The sequence below is a fragment of the Glaciecola nitratireducens FR1064 genome, assembly GCF_000226565.1.
Classification (GTDB): domain Bacteria; phylum Pseudomonadota; class Gammaproteobacteria; order Enterobacterales; family Alteromonadaceae; genus Glaciecola; species Glaciecola nitratireducens.
This window is the reverse complement of sequence record NC_016041.1, coordinates 3,665,360-3,682,014: the sequence shown is the minus strand read 5'-3', so window position 1 is coordinate 3,682,014 and position 16,655 is coordinate 3,665,360. Positions and strand designations below refer to the sequence as shown.

Annotated in this window: 14 protein-coding genes; 5 read left to right on the top strand and 9 right to left on the bottom strand. The window is 42.2% G+C overall.

The genetic code is table 11. From position 1 onward, the window contains the following. Positions 1-6: 6 nt before the first annotated feature. The 5 genes from GNIT_RS15630 to GNIT_RS15610 all read left to right on the top strand — a co-directional run bounded on the left by GNIT_RS15630 (position 7) and on the right by GNIT_RS15610 (position 6,999). Positions 7-2,019 carry a putative bifunctional diguanylate cyclase/phosphodiesterase gene (locus GNIT_RS15630; protein ID WP_014110260.1) on the top strand — a complete coding sequence of 671 codons (2,013 nt, stop codon included), beginning with the start codon at positions 7-9 and terminating at the stop codon, positions 2,017-2,019. Between the two features lie 208 nt (positions 2,020-2,227). Further along, a complete protein-coding gene (locus tag GNIT_RS18435; RefSeq protein WP_238526910.1) occupies positions 2,228-3,358 on the top strand; it encodes a GGDEF domain-containing protein in 1,131 nt (376 codons plus the stop codon). Between the two features lie 270 nt (positions 3,359-3,628). Beyond that, positions 3,629-5,242 carry a phosphoenolpyruvate carboxykinase (ATP) gene (gene pckA / locus GNIT_RS15620; protein WP_014110258.1) on the top strand — a complete coding sequence of 538 codons (1,614 nt, stop codon included), beginning with the start codon at positions 3,629-3,631 and terminating at the stop codon, positions 5,240-5,242. A gap of 45 nt (positions 5,243-5,287) precedes the next feature. After that, the gene (locus tag GNIT_RS15615; protein ID WP_014110257.1) at positions 5,288-6,097 is read left to right on the top strand and encodes an ABC transporter permease subunit; all 810 of its coding nucleotides are present in this window, start codon (positions 5,288-5,290) and stop codon (positions 6,095-6,097) included. Next, entirely contained in the window at positions 6,094-6,999 is a 906-nt protein-coding gene (locus GNIT_RS15610) for an ABC transporter ATP-binding protein (RefSeq protein WP_014110256.1), read from the top strand. Before GNIT_RS15615 ends, GNIT_RS15610 begins: the two co-directional genes overlap by 4 nt. A 1-nt stretch (position 7,000) precedes the next feature. Here the strand turns inward: GNIT_RS15610 and GNIT_RS15605 are convergent, their stop codons facing one another. The 9 genes from GNIT_RS15605 to GNIT_RS15565 all read right to left on the bottom strand — a co-directional run bounded on the left by GNIT_RS15605 (position 7,001) and on the right by GNIT_RS15565 (position 16,516). Beyond that, a complete protein-coding gene (locus tag GNIT_RS15605; protein ID WP_014110255.1) occupies positions 7,001-7,453 on the bottom strand; it encodes a hypothetical protein in 453 nt (150 codons plus the stop codon). A 161-nt stretch (positions 7,454-7,614) separates the two neighbouring features. Beyond that, the gene (locus GNIT_RS15600; RefSeq protein ID WP_014110254.1) at positions 7,615-8,223 is read right to left on the bottom strand and encodes a class I SAM-dependent DNA methyltransferase; all 609 of its coding nucleotides are present in this window, start codon (positions 8,221-8,223) and stop codon (positions 7,615-7,617) included. A gap of 25 nt (positions 8,224-8,248) precedes the next feature. Beyond that, positions 8,249-9,913, bottom strand: a complete 1,665-nt coding sequence (locus GNIT_RS15595) for a vanadium-dependent haloperoxidase (RefSeq protein ID WP_014110252.1) — start codon at positions 9,911-9,913, stop codon at positions 8,249-8,251. A 138-nt stretch (positions 9,914-10,051) separates the two neighbouring features. Continuing rightward, positions 10,052-10,603: a DsrE family protein gene (locus GNIT_RS15590; protein WP_014110251.1), complete on the bottom strand. Its 552-nt coding sequence runs from the start codon at positions 10,601-10,603 to the stop codon at positions 10,052-10,054. A gap of 156 nt (positions 10,604-10,759) precedes the next feature. Beyond that, positions 10,760-11,710, bottom strand: coding sequence for an alpha/beta hydrolase (locus GNIT_RS15585; RefSeq protein ID WP_014110250.1), 951 nt, complete (start codon positions 11,708-11,710; stop codon positions 10,760-10,762). 50 nt (positions 11,711-11,760) lie between these two features. Next, complete coding sequence (locus GNIT_RS15580) at positions 11,761-13,602, bottom strand: glycoside hydrolase family 3 protein (RefSeq protein WP_014110249.1); 1,842 nt, start codon at positions 13,600-13,602, stop codon at positions 11,761-11,763. Between the two features lie 25 nt (positions 13,603-13,627). After that, positions 13,628-14,494 (bottom strand): glycoside hydrolase family 16 protein, encoded by an 867-nt coding sequence (locus GNIT_RS15575; protein ID WP_014110248.1) that lies wholly within the window; start codon positions 14,492-14,494, stop codon positions 13,628-13,630. A gap of 170 nt (positions 14,495-14,664) precedes the next feature. Further along, the gene (locus tag GNIT_RS15570) at positions 14,665-15,321 is read right to left on the bottom strand and encodes a response regulator transcription factor (RefSeq protein ID WP_014110247.1); all 657 of its coding nucleotides are present in this window, start codon (positions 15,319-15,321) and stop codon (positions 14,665-14,667) included. Next, a complete protein-coding gene (locus tag GNIT_RS15565; protein WP_014110246.1) occupies positions 15,314-16,516 on the bottom strand; it encodes a two-component system sensor histidine kinase NtrB in 1,203 nt (400 codons plus the stop codon). The genes GNIT_RS15570 and GNIT_RS15565 overlap by 8 nt, the downstream gene beginning before the upstream one ends. Positions 16,517-16,655 lie beyond the last annotated feature (139 nt).

The following is a 16,655-nucleotide window of genomic DNA, read 5'->3' as shown; positions in this document are numbered from 1 at the left end:
AGTTTAATGAGAATCATTGATTACGTAGGCAAGTCGTTAGCGCTAACTCAAGCCATCGTGGCTTTAGTGCTTAGCATTGTAATTGGGCTCTCAGTAAGTGGGGTTTCACTCAGTATTCAAATTTCTGAACAGCGTGAGGAAGCACTCAGTTTGGCGCAAGAAATTCTTACCGCAGCGGAAGGTGGAGCTGCTAACGCAGCTTGGACTCTCGATCCTGTTTTAGCCCAACAAGTTGTCGGCAGCATGACTGCGTTAGGCATGGTTCAAGATGCTGTGCTCTATGGTGAAGCTGAAAATATTCTCGCTGAATCACATAAGTCTATTGCAGAAAGCACACCTACTATGGACTGGGTTATTGCTAATTTCATTGGTGAGGATATTGGAGGTGAAAGAGACTTATTTGTCGAAGTGAATAGCACGAAGCGCAAGATCGGCGTGCTTTCAATAAGGCTAAATTTGCTCCCTATTGCTCATGAGTTTTTGACGTTTGCGGCTAGTGTTATTATAGCTAGCTTATTGCAGGCACTGATGATTGCTTTAATACTGTTATGGCTATCTTCTAATTTGTTAACCTCACCTTTGCGTCGTATTACTGAATCGATATCGAAAATTGATCCAGAAGATCCCGACGAACTTGCTCTATCGAACTTAACGATTAATCGAAAAAATGAAATGGGCCAGTTGCTAACTCACATCAAACAAATGCTAAAGGGGCTCATTGCTGCACAACTCCAACTCCGCCACTTGGCTACTAGAGATCCTCTAACAGACAGGCTTAACAGAACGTTAATAGCAGATAGACTATCGCAAGCAATTGTTACTGCGAAACGCACGAACACAAAAGTTGCTGTGCTGTTTGTTGACATGGATCGCTTTAAGAATATTAATGATTCTTTAGGGCACGATGTTGGGGATATTCTGCTTATTGAAGTGGCCAACAGGCTAACTAATGTGCTCCGAGGTAATGATTCAATAGGGCGCTTAGGTGGTGACGAGTTTCTTGTTGTCATTGAAGGAATGACTGAAATTAATGAATTAGTGCATACCGTGCAACGAGTTGATAATGCATTAACGCAGCCCTATTTCTTACAGGGGCGTGAAATTCGTACTTCGGGAAGTATTGGTATTTCGATTTATCCTGATAATGGCCAAGATACAAGTAGATTAATGCGTTGTGCAGATTTGGCGATGTATGAAGCAAAAAGTAGTGGAACACATTGGCACTTTTATGCCAAAGAAATGGGCGAGAAAGTCGAAACGCGCTTAAAAATAGAGCAAGCTTTAAATTATGCTGTTGAGCGCAACGAATTTCACCTAAATTTTCAACCAAAACTGAGCTCTCAAAACGGGCAGTTGGTCGGTTGCGAAGCGCTAATACGCTGGAATAATAATCCAGAGCCTATTTCTGTAGAAGGCTTTATTAAAATCGCCGAAGAAAGCGGCTCAATTATTGCCATTGGTGATTGGGTTCTTGAGACAGCGTGCCGGCAAATCAAAAGCTGGGAACCTGAGTACGGCGGCATACCTATTGCTGTGAACGTTTCTGCTCGACAGCTGCAAGAAGAGACTTACGTGGATAGAGTGTTATCTATTATCAAAAAGTACGATGTTAACCCAAAATTACTTGAACTAGAGATTACCGAGACGGTATTGATGAAGGAGTTTGACGAAAGCTTTTTTGCCTTAAAACAACTGCGAAAGCATGGGATAACTGTCTCGATTGATGATTTTGGAACCGGCTATTGTTCGCTTTCCTATCTTTCTCGCCTGCCGGTTGATACGCTGAAAATTGATCGTTCTTTCATCTCTGGCGATCAGCCTTCTATCGCTGTTCTTGAAATGATCGTTGCTATGGCAAAAGCTCTCGGGCTTAAAACAGTTGCTGAAGGGGTTGAAACACAGGAGCAAAAAGATTGGTTGATTAGGGAAGGCTGTGATTTTTTGCAAGGTTATTTAATTAGCAAGCCGATTACTAGCGAAGAACTCGAGAGCCGATTTTTGTATGAATTTAAAAAATAGAGCAATATTACTTCAAAGCACATTTGTTTAATCGTTGTTTAGCGCCTGCTAACATTGGTTTAAAAAGGGGACCTTAAAAACACAGATTATCGAGAGTTGTAATTGTTTCTGGTACCTAAACGTTTAAAGTAGCTACGTGTTGAATAGTTACATAACAATTTATTAAAGCTGCTGAATATTGTATTACTTGCAGCAAGACAAGGCCAAAATGCTATCAAGAATAAAAACCGCTTTTGCTGCAGATGCAGAGATGAAACAAGATCCGTCTTTGCACAGACGCCTAATTATGACGGCTGCCATACTTATCGTTACTACCTTAACGTTTGCCTCATTTGCCTTCATTAACTTTGAACCTAATAGCTATCTTCTATCAATAGTAAATTTGATTATCTCAATTTCTACAGCGCTGGCTCTTTATTCACTTATTGTTAAGAAAAGTTTTTATTTTGCTTCTTATTTTGTCACTGCTCTATTATTCACTTTTTTAGTCATTTTTTCGTACTTTGCTGGAAATGAAAGTTTTGGACTTATTTGGACTGTTTGTTATCCATTATTTGTTATTCCTATACTAGGCTTACGTAAAGGGATGATAATGGTTGTCCTTTTTTATTCCGTCATTATACCGATGGCTTACCTAGGAATAGGTGAATGGGACTATGGCTTTTGGGATATAAAAGGATTTGTTAGATTTACTATCGCCACTTTAGCTGTCGTGTACACTACCTGCTTTTTTGAAGTATCAGCAAACTCTGCTTACAAAACTATTCAAGAAATAAGAGAAAAAGAAAAGGTTCATCTCATCGCATTAGAAAAACTCTCAGTTACTGATCAACTTACTGGTTTGAGTAATCGACGATATTTTGATGATCACTTAGCAATCGAACGAAAAAGGGCTAAACGACACAACAAGACATTGAGCTTAATCATGATTGATATCGATCATTTTAAAAACGTTAACGATGCGCATGGCCACCAAGTAGGTGATTCTGTCCTTAGAGAGTTTGCACGTTTATTACAAGACAATGTCAGGGACACAGACATTATTTCTCGCTGGGGAGGAGAAGAGTTTATTGTTTTACTACCCTCCACATCTTCAGAAAGCGCTATTTCGGTGGCCAAAAAAATACAGTCGGCTGTTAATTCACATTGTTTTTCTGGTGCAGGTAAGCTTACTGCCAGCTTTGGTGTGTCTAATGTCGATCCTAATTCAAACTCGAATAGGGAATCGGTAAATAAGGCTGATCAAGCACTTTACCAAGCAAAAAATCAAGGCCGAAATAGTGTTGTCGTGTATGAAAATATGCAGATGACTGATGCAGATTTGCAAAAAGCTGACTAGCCCAAGTGCCCCTAAATATAATGATGAAGGATGCTGCTGTTACACTTAGCAATAGTTGAGTGTGTTGTCGACTGTGGAATAGTTATTTTGATCTGGTGTGTGAAATAGTACGGAGTCGGTTTCACTTTTTAGCGTGCTAAATCTCCCAATATTCTATAAATTCAAGATATTCGCTATTTTTATACTGAGTATGCGGCGAAAAGGTGGAGCATAGGGTTCAAAACCAGTAAGATAAGCGACAAAATCCGACCTAAACAAAGAGACCTTGTAGTGAGCTTGATCGATTCATTGAAAGATTACAATATTAATACCGATTCTGAAATTCTTCACAATCCCGACTACGATACTTTATTCAAAGAAACGACAAAATCAGATTTGTCTGGTTTTGAAAAAGGGTATATCACGGAGTCAGGCGCGGTATGTGTTAAGACTGGGAAATTCACAGGGCGCTCTCCTAAAGATAAATATATCGTCAAAGACAGCGTAACCGAGGATACTTTATGGTGGTCGGATCAAGGCAAAAACGACAATAAGGCGATTGATCAAGGAACTTGGGAACAGCTTAAAGCGTTAGTTACAACCCAGCTTAGCGGCAAACGACTGTTTGTAGTTGATGCCTTTTGTGGTGCAAATGCTGATACAAGAATGTCGGTTCGCTTTATTACCGAGGTTGCTTGGCAAGCACATTTCGTGACCAACATGTTTATCACACCGAGCGCTGAAGAATTAGCCGCGTTCAAACCAGACTTCATCGTGATGAACGGTGCGAAAACTACCAACCCAAATTGGCAAGAGCAAGGGCTTAATTCTGAAAATTTCGTTGCGTTTAACTTGACCGAGCGTATCCAGCTAATTGGTGGAACTTGGTATGGTGGCGAAATGAAAAAAGGCATGTTTGCCATCATGAACTACTATTTGCCACTACAAGGCATTGCGTCAATGCACTGCAGTGCTAACGTAGGTAAAGACGGCGACGTAGCTATCTTCTTTGGTCTGTCTGGAACCGGTAAAACTACGCTTTCAACGGATCCTAAAAGACAGCTTATTGGCGACGACGAACACGGTTGGGATGATAATGGGGTGTTCAATTTAGAAGGCGGGTGTTATGCCAAGACCATTAGTCTTAGCCAAGAAAATGAACCTGATATCCATGCTGCCATTAGGCGCGATGCACTGCTTGAAAACGTAACACATGACGCTGATGGAATAATTGACTATCATGATAATTCGATCACTGAAAACACCCGTGTTTCGTATCCAATCAATCATATCGCAAATATTGTAAAGCCTATTTCTAAAGCAGGTCATGCATCAAAAGTGATATTTTTAACCGCAGATGCTTTTGGTGTGCTACCAGCGGTAGCAAAACTTACGCCTGAACAAGCACAGTATTACCTACTGTCGGGTTTCACTGCTAAGTTAGCGGGCACAGAACGAGGTATAACAGAGCCAACACCTACGTTTTCTAGCTGTTTTGGAGCTGCGTTTTTAACCTTGCATCCAACTCAATATGCGAACGTGTTAGAAAGACGTATGCAGGCTGCCAACGCTCAAGCCTACCTGGTCAATACAGGGTGGAATGGAAGCGGTAAACGAATCTCTATAAAAGCGACTCGTGCAATTATCGATGCTATTTTAGATGGAAGTTTAGATGACGAAGAATCGCATCTACTGCCTATTTTTAATCTGAGTATTCCAAAACAATTGGCGGATATTGATGCTAGTATCCTAGATCCAAGAGGTACTTATGCCGAAGCACAACATTGGTATGAGAAAGCGGAAGATCTAGCCGGTCTATTTGTTGATAATTTCGAGAAATTTACAGATACTGCGCACGGCAGAAGCTTAGTTGAAGCAGGTCCTAAATTGAGCGTGCCGCAATAAAAAGCAAATATAGTCATACAAACTAAGCAGCACGGAGAAAGCAGATTGCACCCTAAAAGACTAGTAGGCATCGCAGGATTTGAATTGGTGAGACTGTTTTTAACCAAGCGCGGCTTACTTTCAGTGGGTGCTTTTCTGATTTGCTGGCTGTTGATTTTGCGCTATCCAATAGCGGAATCGGGAACCCTGCTTAGTTCGACTGAATTTGCAGGGTTTTTTGATAGTGTGTTTGGCGCTATTGGTTTAAGCAAATTATTGACTTGGGCTGAATCGGAACTCGCCGTCTACTGGTTAATTGCGCTCTATAGCTTTCCCAGTTTTTGTTTGTTTCTAAGCAGCGATCAAACTGTGGGTGATAAGCAACGTGGCACACTTCGATTTTTAACTCTGCGCGCAACCAGAAGCGAAATTTTGTTTGGTCGCTTTCTAGGACAGGTATTGATAACAGCGACATTAATATCGGTCACGTTGGCTGCAACGTTGGCGGTATTGAGCTTTCGCGAACCAACCTTGTTTGTAGCTGCGTTTTCTCGCAGCGTTTTACTCTTCGCTTATCTGCTAATTTCTGTAATGCCTTTTATCGCTTTAATGAGCTTTTTTAACACATTCGCCAGCACTGCACGTTCAGCGATCGTTTTTGCAGTGCTATTTTTTACTGGTGGCGGCATTCTTGTGGGCTTACTCACTTGGCAACTACCTGCATTAGAGTTATTGAACCTTGTTTTCCCTGGCTATCAACTTGATCAAATGGCGGGGCAAAATGCAGACACTTTGCTGAGTATTGGCTTACCTCTAGGTCAGACTTTTGTACTGCTGCTATTGGCTCAGCGAGTATTTGCTAGGAGTTCTATATGAGCGCATTGATAAGTGCTTCTGGCTTAAGTAAAAAATTTGGCGATAAATTAGCGCTTAGTAACGTCAGCTTTGCAATAGATAAAGGTGCGCCAGTTGCTTTGGTGGGCCCAAATGGCGCAGGCAAAACAACGTTGTTTAGCCTAATGTGTGGCTATATTTTCCCAAGTGCGGGAGAACTGCAAATTTTAGGAAATAAGCCGGGAAGTCGTCAACTATTCGGTCAACTTTCGGCACTGCCGCAAGATGCGCAATTGGATCCTCGCTTTAACATCATCCATCAGTTGACTTTTTACGGCCAATTACAAGGTTTGAGTAAATCAAGAGCCACGAAAGAAAGTGAAAGGGTGCTAGAGCTAGTGGGTTTAAGTGATGTGTTGAGGCAAAAGCCAATGAACTTATCACACGGTATGCGTAAACGGGCTACTATCGCACAAGCTCTCTTAGGCGACCCCAAAATTGTGATGCTCGACGAGGCAACAGCTGGACTCGACCCAATACATGCTCGAGAAGTGAGGGAGCTGGTTAGCGCATTGAGTAGCGAAACTACGTTTATACTTAGTTCACACGATTTGAGTGAGCTAGAAAGGCTATGTGGTCAAGTGCTGCATTTAGATCAGGGGATACTAACTGAGCATAGTGCACAATCTCGTCTATCCGATAGTAGTCACTTTTTCACCCTGCAGCTTAGTCAAAGCTACCCCGGCGTTGAGCAAGTACTTCAACAGTTGCAACACGTCCATCGGGTATACAAGAGCCAATCGAAAGAATACGTGGTTGAATACCAAAAGTCAGACTCAGCCGTTGATATTGCTTTATTAGAGTGTTGTCACCAACAAGGTTGGCAATATAGAAAGCTTATTAATGGCCACACTCTAGAGAATCAAATATTCCATAAAAATTAGTTCAATAATAACGACCATACGGTGTGTATTCGTAAGGTTTTACTTTGTAAAGAGGTTGCAAGTAAGTCACTAAATCTACCAGCTCAGTAACGGTCATCACGTCGTTATAATTACGCATTTTGGATACACCATCTTCGCTAACTGAATCAAGCATGTAGCCTTTTGCAATCTTATGCGATGGGTTTATGATACTTGTTACCAGTGCGGCATAAGTCGTTACTTTAGTGGCTTCGCCGCCTAGTTGCACTCTCAGTTCCAGCTCCGGTTCTATTGATTCATCAATCACCCCCTCCACTGAATGGCATGCTAAGCACTGGTGTTTTAGTAAAACCAGTTGCCCTTTGTCTGCATTGCCCTCAGGTAAACTAAAACCCCGAGGTGAATCTGGCCCTGTATCACAAGCCGTGAGAGATAAAGCACCAACTGCCATCAGTAAAACAGAATATTTTTTCATTGTTCTTCCTTAGTCATCAAATTGTGCATCAACTAAAAAGATTGATAGTCGTCACTTTGCCTAAGATAGCGCTTCGGTGTTTTTGCTTATTGATACAGATCAATTAGGGGACGGACGAGTTTAACATGGCCGTAGCGCTTAGCTGTTTCACGTCGTTACATTTACTTAGCTCGAAATCCGGTTAAGAGGAATACTGAATAGTCACCTTGAGGTTTGCTCATTTCGCTAGCCGTTTCAATTTTTAAATTTTCGAAGCCTGCAATTTCTGCCTGCTGCATGATCCAATCTCGGTCGAATCCATGATGATGAACACCCGTATCTTCATCATGAAAGCTACCATCTTCGGTGTCTATATCGGCAATAGCGATAAAGCCTCTTGGTGACAATAGAGCAAAAAACTTTATGAACATGGCGGCTACGTCTTTAATATGGTGCATTGTCATAGAAGAGATAATACCGTTAAACTTCTGGTCGATATCATTGCTTTCAAGGTCTAATTTAAGTGTTTGAAGCTTACACGCTAGCGTATCTTGTTTAGCGATAAGCTGTTTCATCATGGATTCTGATATATCGATCGCCGTGATTTCCTTGACCATCGGTGCAATACGCTCTAATAAAAGGCCTGTCCCTGAGCCAAAATCCATCACTCGCATATCGGATGAAAAATCTATTGCATGCTTTATTGTATTGGCAATATTCGTGACATTTTGCACTCGCTTAGGGCTGTCGTCATATTGCTTTGCTTTGATGGAAAAGTGGTCTTTTGACATCGGATTTCCCTACAATCTTTAATTATTAATGAATGACCATTGACGTTCCGTCAAAGCGATTAAAGCTGAAGCCAGGAAAGTCTTCACTATAGGTTTTGACCAACTCGCGCAGCACGCTTATGGCATATTCTTCACCCAATGCTATACCTAAATCACCATCTGACCGATAGTGTACACCGGCGACATCTCGACCCAGTGCGATATTACTGGCTAGCTTATTCAGCTCTCCTTCAATTGTTAACGGTATGCCTTTATATGGCACCAAGGTTTTACCATCAGCGCTTGTTGTAACAGGATTTGGTATCTCGAAGTCGCCATTAAAAAATGCTTTTAACATAGTCACTGCTGCACCAGCCATAACAGCATGACCCGCTGGGTATGTTGGGTGTAACGGACTGCCAGCGGGCGCTGAGGTTGGCAGTAAATATGTGCCATTAGCGGCAAAAACTTTACCCAGTGCAGGCGACGACAATGCTTCCTTGTTTATCGGGTAGCTAACGCCGTTATCTAAAAGGTGATTGTGTACTCGACCATAAAATACTTCAGGTCTGGCGCGGCGGTGTACGAGCCATTTTTGATACCAAGCGACATTCTGCGAAGCCATAGAAACGCGTGATAACAAATCGACTACATGATTATTTCCAAAAAGCGGGGCGCGAGCCTGCACAGAAACAGTGCTATATGGATTATTTGTAGCATATGCCGTAGAACCGAAATTACGCATAATTTGTGCTGCATTGAGGTAAGCCATATTAACAAAGTCTTTAAGCACATACTGTGACAAAGCGCGACCATTATAAAGATAACGTGGCTCAACTTCGAACTTGACCGTTGTGGTGCCCTTGGGCTTGCCACCATTCTGAATATGCAGCCATTCATCATAGTTTGTTAGGTGATCATTACCTGCCATGGGAACATTGTAAAGTTGTTCAACTTTTGTTGCGCCGTAAGGCACTGGCATCAGCAAAAACTGCGAAATGTAGGGACCGACTGTTTCACCTGGTGCAATACCTCTAAATAGAGTCTCGCTGGTAACATGCTCCGCTGACTTTGGGCCGCGAAAATCTGACATACGGTCAAGATCAACAACAGCCTCTGCAATTAAGTTATTGTCAGCATAATCAGAAAAAGGAATGTCTCGTGTAATTGCTTGCCACAAGACTTCAGTTGCTTCCGATGCTTGCCATGCACTGCTGAACTCTGGGGCCGCAGATATAGTAAACGAATGCGGATCTTTTCCTTCCATTAGAAAACTATAAGCGGCAAGTGGATTTCTAAGGCCGTAGCCATCGGGAAGACCTTTGGGAATTTTTTCGAAATCAGCGCTTACGCCCGATTTAAGTGCAGCAAGTAACTTTTTATATGCATCAGCATCAACTATACCTAATGCATTGTGCGGTAAGCCCTTAGTATAACTATTAAGGTAATCTGGCAGCTCGCTTTCATCGTTATTATTTGGATGATTTGGAAGTGGTTCGAGTAAGTTTCTTAGTGCGGCATCTGTTCTTAACTTGAAAGCCTGAAAAGCACGCAGATCACCGTTGAATGTATTCTGGTTCTCATCCGAAAATGCCATAGTTGGCAATAATGCAAATATGAGCATTGCCGCGCTGATTGTGCCGCCTATCCCGAGCTTTTTTTGGAGGTTTTTGTTGGTTTGCGGATAATTAAAACTGCTTAATTGTTGCATGCTGTATTCTCGTTTATTGCCAAACACGCTCTCTCGCAATCAAGCGTTCTATATGAAGTGTAAAACAGGAAATAAGAGCCAACTGAGTTCAGTTGGCTCTTTTTGTAAGCGAGCTCTGTCTAACCTGTTTTTAGAAAATTAAAACGGATTAACTGTGTAACCACCTTGTTGCAGTAGCGCATGTGCAGTCATTGCTGAAAGCTCTACTTCAACGCCTTCAATTAGCTGACTAGCATCAATTTCATTAGCGGCCGCACTTTGACCACATAATATTACGCGCACATTATTTTCCATTAATGCATTCAGCAAGGGTTTGTTTGGATTATCTAGTGCATATTTTTTTTGATAGCTAGTGTTGTCGAGTAAATCGAAGGTGGCTTTGCCATGAACCACAAGTGCAAGTTGAATATTTTCCTTTTTGACGCCTGCTGCAACATGCATATTGATGAAGCGAGCTAAACTATCGAATTTTCTGTTGAGTTCACCTTTATCACTAGAGCTTGCAACATCAAATGCAACATTGAACTTCGCATCTCTAGGTATTGTATGAGTCGATACTGCAACACTCTTACCAAAACCTACTATTGCAGTGCCTTCTTTAAAGGAGGACATTTGCGCACTTGCTGTAGCGGACAATATCAATGTAGATAAAATGAGAAGTGTCGTTTTTAGGTGTGTAAACTTTTGCACGATGTAATCCTTAAATTAGATTTGGAGTATTTTCTAAATAGTTGTCTTATAATGTAATTTAGCGCTTTAGTAAGGGTAAATGTCAAGTTTATGCTTACACATTATTGATCTACCACACTATTTCTGCACTAATCCCACACTGTTTCCAAACTATAGCTACTTATTTTCGAAGCTTCTTTCGAGGATCCACTCTTGAATATCGCTCATAACCTGAAGCTTAAGGCTTGGCTCTTGTAAAAGGTTATGTAAACCATTGGCATAAACTTTGAGCTGTTTATCGTTGTGTCGACTTTTCTTGAGCATTAGTTCATGTCCCGACAATGTCACGACCCGATCAGCATCGCCGCACATCATGAGCATGGGCACGTCAATCTGTTGGACAATACCTTGAGTCAGGTTTTTTAAGCAATCAAAAAAAATCACGATGTAGCCGAGTCGAAGTTTGTCTTTGCTGCACAGAGGATCGTCTCTCCATATTTGCAGTGCATCTTCGTCTGCTACTATTATATGTTCATCGAATAAGGGTTTTAACGGTAGTTTCGGAGCAAGCGGCGCGAGCCCCTTGAGCAAGGCCATGACGATAGGCGAGGGAGTAAGTTTAGCGTCCACCTCGTAGGCACCGGACAAACCTATTATGCCAGTCCATAGCGTTGGATGTTTGGCGACGCAGAATGCCGTCACTGATCCACCCAAGGATTTACCCATTAAAAAACGCGATTTAATGTTCTTGTAACGAGACTGGGAATGGACGGTTTGGTAAAAACCTTGCACATCTGCAACGAAGGTATCCATGCTGTCAATATACATGCTTTCGCCGTCACTGAGGCCCCAACCGCGCATATCCATAGCAAAAACAGCAATGCCTTGTTGTGCCAATTTATGGCCTAATTCAGCGTAAGCCCCGCTGTGGTCTACCGTTCCATGCACAATCATGAGTGTAGCATGTACTTTTGCACCTGCAGGCGGTTCCCACGAGCGATGAAACATCCAGAGGCGCTGATCAAAAGATGCCGAAAACGCTCCTTCATCAATGTTTGCAATGGGCGCAGATGGAGATGACTTTGGATCGAATCCGTACTTATGGGGAGAGTGTGGTGGTAGCTTCATCTTTTGCTGCTCAAGTCATCTTCTTTTTATATCAATCACTTTTTAAGATATTAAAACTTACTCAAGCCAAAGCCAAATGGAAACAGCGCATTCTCTGCGTCTTGCGCCAGGGGTAAGTCAGCATATTCTTTAGGCCATGATGTAGGTAACTTACCAACAGGCTCAAATCCATTGGCTGCGAACAAAAAATCTGCTATTCCCATGCCTTCAGAACCAGGTAACCACGCAGCGATAAATGCATCACTTTGATTAATAGTATCGGTAACCGTCATGGCTCTACCAGAAATTAATACGACAATTACTTTTTTCCCCAGTGCTTTGCAGTGTTTTATCATTTCTTGTTGAGCAACGGTTAACGCTAGGTTTGTTGAATCACCTTTAAATTCTGCATACGGTAACTCGCCTACAACGGCGACTACTTTCTCAGCTTGCGTGTCTGACGTACATCCCATTGGTTGATACTGCACCTCAGGCGCAAAGGCCTGAATACCATCAAGTATTGTTGTTGAATTGGCATAACTGTGTGTTTGACCTTGCCAATGCATGGTCCATCCGCCGCTTTGCAGACCGCTATTATTAGCATGCTCGCCGACCACGGCTATGCTTTCATTTGCCTTTAGGGGTAATGCGTTTGCTTCAGACTTTAACAAAACGAGTGATTCTCTTACGGCCTGGCGCGCAACCTCTCGATGCTGAGTAGAGCCTACTAAGGCCGAAAGTTCTTTTTTTGCGAAAGGGTCGTTGAATAAACCAAGATCAAATTTTAATCCCAGTATACGGCGCACCGCATCGTCTATTCGTTCCATGCTAACGGTGCCATCTAACACGGTCTCTTTCAATTTAGCCATGAACTCATCATGATTAGCCGGTTGCATCGCAATATCGATACCTGCGTTAATGACGGTGTGAGGTTCCCCCCAGCGAGTTCCGCCTAACCAATCCGTTATCACAACACCATCAAAACCAAGCTGCCCTTTTAATACATCTTGAACCAAATATGTATTTTGATGCATGTTGGTGCCATTGACAGAGTTAAACCCAACCATGATTGCACTAATGCCGTGGTTAACAGCGGCTTGATAGGGGGGTAAAAATCGCTCTCTTAAGGCCTTCTCACTAATAATTGCATTTCCGCCTTCACGCCCACCCACAGTTGCGCCATCACCAAGGTAATGTTTGGCGGTTGCTGCGATGGTATAGGCTTGTGCTAAATCAGTGCCTTGGTGGCCCTGTATTGAGGCAATTAGCGCTTTAGTCGTGACATTAGCATCTTCTGAAAAGCCTTCATAAACTCGGCCCCAATGCTCGTGCTCAGGCATCGCAATTACCGGCGAAAACGTCCAGTTGAAACCTGTTCCTGCTGTTTCGATTGCCGTAATTTCAGCAGCACGACGAATTAAATCGTAATTGCGCGTGGCGCCCATGCCGATATTGTGAGGAAATATAACAGCACCTTCAAAGGTATTTTGACCATGAATTGCGTCAACGCCTATTAATAATGGAATACCTAGGCGTGTCTTTAACGCGTGTGCTTGAAACGTGTTAAATTTTGCTACCCAATCACTTACCTTAGGTCCTGGGGTTGGTCCCTCAGTATGTATAATTGAGCCTATTTTTCTGTCTTGAATAATTTCGGGTGAAACACTGTTGTGCCAAACTGACTGTGTCATTTGCCCAATTTTTTCATCGACGGTCATTTCTGCTATCAATGCATTTATGATGGCTTCTTTACTGTCGTATCTACAAATATCGAATTTATCGCTTCCCCAAATGCACTGTACCTTGGGTTTTTCTGTCAATGCAGGCGATGCTGTTTTTTGCAGCGTACAGGCTTGCATCAGCACCAAGCAGGCGCCGAATGCAATCGGGTATTTGAATGTAAATTTTGTCATAAGATTAGCTGCCTACAATATGTTTTTATTCCCAAACTTCGTGCTTTACCCAGTCCACTTCCATGGTCCAGTTTTGTGTCATCGGTGAGTCGTTAATTTTGGCAAAGTTGAGGATCGCGAATAAAGGCTCAGGAAACTGATCTTCATCATTACTTACCCGGTAAACTTCGACTTCGTCTAAACGAAAAATAAGGTCATTGCCAAGCCATTCTACAGAATAATCATGATATTCACCTAAGGTTGCTGATTGGACCAACATTTCGGCTTGCCAATCGCCACCGTCACAATAACCAAGGCTTTTAATTGTGCGTGCTGCATAATGATCCGGACCGCCATCGCTATGGTGTTCAAAAATATCAATTTCGCCTGAACCTGTCATCGGCCAGCAAACAGTTTCATCCGCCTCTTGCACGGGAGGTTCATTATTGAGAGCACCTAGTAACCACCAGGCCGGAAACATACCTGGTTGGCCGCTGTTCTCTACTTTCAATCGGGCTGTCCACTTACCCTTCACAAATTCTTTAAGATTCTTAGATGCAATGCGACCTGCGACATATTGGGTGTCGTGATGTTTTTTGCCGTCTTTGCTCATATTATCGCAAGGACGTTTCTCACCTAAATCAACCACTCGAAGCTTAAGAGTGCCGTTACTCACTTCGCGAGTATTGTGTTGATTGTTTGGTACATAACACTGGTCTTCGTTGTTGACCCATATCATCTGATCTTGCCAATTTTCATCGTTAAAAGTATCAAATTCGTCTAAGAAGTTGACTCGCCATCCGCCAACGGCCGCCTGATTGTCTTGTTTTACTTGCTCTTTTACATTGGAACGGTCGCAACCTGAGGCTAAAGCCAAAGCGCTTAATGCGATAATAAACGTAAAATATTTCATGTTGTCTCCGCAAATTGAGTAAATGAAAACGCCTTTAAATTAAAATTTTGAAGTGATATTTAACAGCAGCAATAATTAACATATATATCACATATCGTTTTTTTACCCTACGGATTAAGTTGGTTTGGTCTATATTTGCGACAGATAGGAAAAGCTTATAAATGAAAACCTTATGAATCAATTAATTCAATCGCATCCAGTGTTATTTTAATCAATTCAGCAAGCGATTTGACGTCCATTTTTTCCATTACATGTGCTCTATGTAATTCGATTGTTCTTTGACTGAGTCCAAGCTCTAGTGCTATTACTTTATTGGCTTTGCCATTTAGAATTTTTTGGAGTACTTGGGTTTCGCGAGCGCTTAACGTTGCTAATTTGCGCTTGGTATCAGATATTTTTTTAGCCTTTAACTGTCTATTTATACTCGTTAATAAGGCTTTTTGGATAGCATCTATGAGCACTTGCTCTCGGTAGGGTTTTTCAATAAAGTCCACGGCACCATTTTTCATTGTCTCTACCGCTGTGGGAACATCGCCATAAGCCGTTATAAATATCACAGGAAGTTCGCAATTTATTTCTTTTAGTTTGTCTTGGCATTCTATACCGCTCATAAGAGGCATTCGAACATCCATTAAAATACAGCCCTTGTAGTGATCGAACTCAGCTTTAGCGTAGGCATCAAGAAAGGCCTGCGCAGAGCTGTAAGTGTGATGATAGATGCCAATACTCGTTAGTAGTAAACTAATAGAATCCAACACCGCCTTATCATCGTCCACAACGTGAACAATAGCTTCGGACAGCAACTTTTCTGATTCACGTTTATCCATGAGTTTTCTCAATTTGCCGTTGGTTTTTGTTAAACAGGGGTAAGCTAAATGAAAAAATACAGCCCTTTGGAACGTTCTCAGCAAAATATATGCAGCCACCGTGAGCGTTAATAATTGTTTTGCAAACTGCTAGCCCAATGCCCATACCGCTCGTTTTGGTCGTAAAAAAGGGTGTGAAAATCCGCTCTGCCGTTTGCTTTTCGATGCCCGTACCACAATCAGCAACCGATATCTCAATATCACTGTTAGGTAATCGTGTGGTTCTAATGAGTAATGGGCTGCCTTTGACTTGTTCAATTGCGTCCAAGGCATTTCGAATTAAATTGAGAAGGACTTGCTGTATTTGGATGGGATCGGCGAAAACCTCAATGCCCTGACCTTCTTCTAAATCCAGGATAATTTCATGATTTAGCACACGCGCATCTAGCTGCGCTAGCTTCACGCTTTCTTGCATTAGCGGCAAAAGAGCCACTCTTTCTCGGTGCGACGCATGTTTGTTAGCCAGAGCCTTTAGTCCCGCAATAAACTCATTTGCACGTTGAGCTTGGCTTTCGATTCCATCAAGTGCTTGATGTATCATTTTTGTTTTGTCAGTGTCGTTTGAGCTTAGCAAACGCTTAGCGGCCTGAGCGTAGTTTGATATAGCGGTTAATGGTTGGTTTATTTCGTGAGCAATACTCGCGGCTAACTCTCCCATCGAACTTAACCTTGCTGCTTGCGTCAACTTCTGTTGATTGTCTATCAAAGTCGTTTGGTACTGCTCTTCTGAAGAAATATCTCGAATTATTCCAACAAATTGAGCATGACTTGCGTGTTTTATCTCACCGACGCTAAGGTAAATGGGGAATTCTTTACCATCTGATTTTTTCGCTCGAAGCTTTCGACCCGTGCCGATTATATTCGAATTACCAGATTCCTTATAAGATGATAGATAAGTGTTATGCGCATGTTTGACTGAATCGGGTATGAGCATATTCACATTATGGCCTAATAATTCTTCTTTACTATATAGAAACATGCTTTCAACCGTTGCATTCACCAGCTCAATTTTGCCATCTTGATCGATGATGATGAACGCGTCTGGGCTTGCGTCAAGAATGGCAAGTAAACGTGCGCTTGCATCCTTTATATTCTGCGCGCTGCTATCTTCACTTGAGAGAACCTGCGCTAAGGTAAGCTGATCGGCTTGGCTCATTTTCAACATCCTTATTTTTGATTTAACTAGGTATTTTCCGCAATCATTTAGGTAGTCATTCGGATAGCGACCCTTCCCATTTGCCGCTACTCTTTATTCCGTACCAATATTTTTGACTGCTCGAGCTTTAAACTCTTAC